2 protein-coding genes and 1 pseudogene are annotated in these 2,615 nt (G+C 61.3%); 1 reads left to right on the forward strand and 2 read right to left on the reverse strand.

Annotation, left to right across the window (positions count from 1 at the left end):
• Both lptC and menA read right to left on the reverse strand, forming a co-directional pair.
• The coding region (lptC, locus tag NW815_RS13475) for an LPS export ABC transporter periplasmic protein LptC (protein WP_414416121.1) at nucleotides 1–475 on the reverse strand (475 nt) is incomplete at its 3' end.
• A gap of 154 nt (nucleotides 476–629) precedes the next feature.
• Complete coding sequence (gene menA, locus NW815_RS13480) at nucleotides 630–1,571, reverse strand: 2-carboxy-1,4-naphthoquinone phytyltransferase (protein ID WP_414416122.1); 942 nt, start codon at nucleotides 1,569–1,571, stop codon at nucleotides 630–632.
• A 271-nt stretch (nucleotides 1,572–1,842) separates the two neighbouring features.
• On the opposite strand from menA, the pseudogene NW815_RS13485 reads away from it, so the two are divergent.
• Nucleotides 1,843–2,615: pseudogene (locus NW815_RS13485) on the forward strand (isochorismate synthase); the annotation flags it as partial.

Consider the following 2,615-nt stretch of genomic DNA (forward strand, 5'->3'; position numbering starts at 1 on the left):
CCGCGGGCACCTCGATGCGTTCTTCGGGGGTGACTCTCAGGGCGCTGGTCAAGAGCAAGCTGCCATCGTCGCTCCTCACCTCCACCTCGCCATCCAAATACAGCTCATCGGCGGTGGCATTGTAGCGGGCTCGCTTGGCCCGCCAAGTCATCTGCTCGCTGCTATCAAAAAAGGGATCCGGCACCCCTTTTTGCCGGTCGGCACCTTCTCCGTAGAAGTAGCCGTGTGCCCCCTGTTCAAATACCTGTTGCCCAGCTGCCAGATCCACCTGCTCGGCAATCAACCGCCAACGCTGATGGCCTCCCCGACGACCCAAGATGTCTACCCTGCGGCTGACCGAGAGGGGCTGGTCGGGGGGAGGAGACTCCACCTTCACTTCTTCGATGTCGATCGACAAGGCCCAGCCCACCAAAGCAGCCAAGATGCTGCTCCCCAACAGCGCCACCCCCAGGTTGGAATTGAAGAATCGCCGCATCCTGTTTTCGCTGCCGCCTCACCTCGACCCGAACCGATGACTCACCTCATAGGCCATGCTCTGACCTAGCGCACTAGGCTGTAGCTTATCTCATTTTGCCGGCTGCACCGGGGGGATCCCGCGCACACCTAGCCTTAAGCCGACTTTTCAGCCTTCAGCCATAGCGGCTGAGGATGAACCCTAGCCCCAGAAACAGCCCCAGCCAAAAATGGAGACTGACGGCGATGAACTTGGAGTGGCTAATCCGCTGCGGCTGATCGTGATAGGTACCCAGCAGGCGGGAAAGCCGCACTGCAAACGGGATCCCCGCCAAACTCAGCAGTGTCCAAGCCGGAAAGATCCCCAGCCCCACAAACAGCAGCATCAGGCCAAAAAGGCTGCCGCAGAGCCAGGGGATGAGGCGGGCCGAGCGCAAAGTCCCCAGGCGGGCCACCGGCGAGCGCTTGCCGCAGGCTAGGTCATCCTGCACTTGATGGAAATGGGAACAAAACAAAATCAAGCTGGTCGCCATTCCCACCACCAGTGAGGCCGCTAACCCCGGCAGCGACCAAGTCTGGCTTTGGCTGTAGTGGGCGGCCAAAACCGCCAGCGGCCCAAAGCTGAAAAAGCAGAGGATCTCGCCCAGGCCCTGATAGCCCAGGCGCAGGGGCGGCCCCTGGTAGGCATAGCCCAGCCCGCAGGCCAGCAGCACCAACAGCAGCACCGTGGGATCCGATTGCCGCCAGCTCAGCCACAGGATCCCCAGCAGCCCCAGAGCCAAAAAGGCATTCCCCACCCAAAACACCCGCCCCGGCTTGCCTGTCAGGTTAACCAGGGAGTGGAGTTTGTTTTTGTCCACCCCTGTCTGGGCATCGAACACGTCGTTGCTGAGGTTGACCCAGGCCAAGATGCAGATGGCGGCTCCCCAAAACACCCCCAAAACCCCCAAGTCCAGCACCCCTGACTGGGCATAGGCAATGGCGGATCCCACCCAGATGGGCATGATCGCCACACTGTACATGGGGGGCTTGAGGGCAGCCATCCACAATTGCCGGCGGGAGGGGTCACTCCATGCGACCTCTGCTGGTGGCTGCACTTGGCCGACATCTGGATTCATGGGAGTTCTCCTTGGGAAGCAAGCCTGCTCTGGGGCCTGTCTCTGGATCTGTCTACAACCATCTGCTCTGTAGGGTAGAGCGCCTGAGAAAGCATCCCCCAGGATGCTAAGAAACTTTGCAGTCCGTGAAGAAGCTCCTCAGATCTGGCCCCCAGAAGCTCAGGCTGCCGGCCCTTCTCCTAATCTCTTATCCTAAAGTCATCTTCTGCCGGTCTCCATCGACGGGTGTCCTGTTTTCGGCCAAGGTGGGATCGTCTTCTTTTTCTTGCGCATGACCTCTTCTCTTTCCCCTTGGAATGCCCACGGTACGCTTGAGTGCCTGGAGTGGCCGAGAGCATGGCCGCCGACTCGCACTTCTACCTGGACGGACGAGGCGAGGGATCGGCGCCACTGGGATCCCTTCCTAACCGCCTGCCAACAGATGGCGCGGGCGCGGGGCGTGCCCCAAATCCTCAGCTTGTCGCAGCCCATCCCAGAGCTGGATCCGCTGGCGGTGCTGGCCCAGAAGCTGGGTTCTCTCCCCACGAACCGATTCCCGAGCTACTGTTATTTCTCCCACAAGGCCCGCGGGGAAAGGGTGCGGGTGCTGGGGTGGGGATCCCTGCGGCAGGTTGATCTCGCGGGAGAAGGGGGCTTGCGGGCGGCACGGAGCTTTGTAGAAGAGCTGCAGCCCCACGTCCATGCCGCTTGCATTGGCAGAACGGAGCCCTCGGAAGTGGGAAGATTCCCAGACAGCCGGCAGGAACGCCCCCTGTGTTTCTGTCGCCTCAGTTTCAGCCCCAGGAGCAAAGGGGGGGCAGCGCTGGTGCTGCCACGTTGGCAACTGTTGCAGGTGCCAGACTCCTGGGGATCCCTGACGGTAGCGCGGCTCAATCTGGAAATCGACCCCGAGAGCGACCTAGCGGCTTTGGCCGGGCAGATCACCGCCTTTTTTGCCCAAATGGAGCGCCTTTCTCGATCCCCCTTGCCCTCGTGGGAATTGCAAGCTCCTGTGCCAGTGAACTTGGAGGAAGCCCCCCTCTTGGCGCGCATCCAAAAAGCCCT

The sequence above is a fragment of the Synechococcus sp. R6-7 genome (assembly GCF_047461695.1).
In the GTDB taxonomy this organism is placed as follows: domain Bacteria; phylum Cyanobacteriota; class Cyanobacteriia; order Thermostichales; family Thermostichaceae; genus Thermostichus.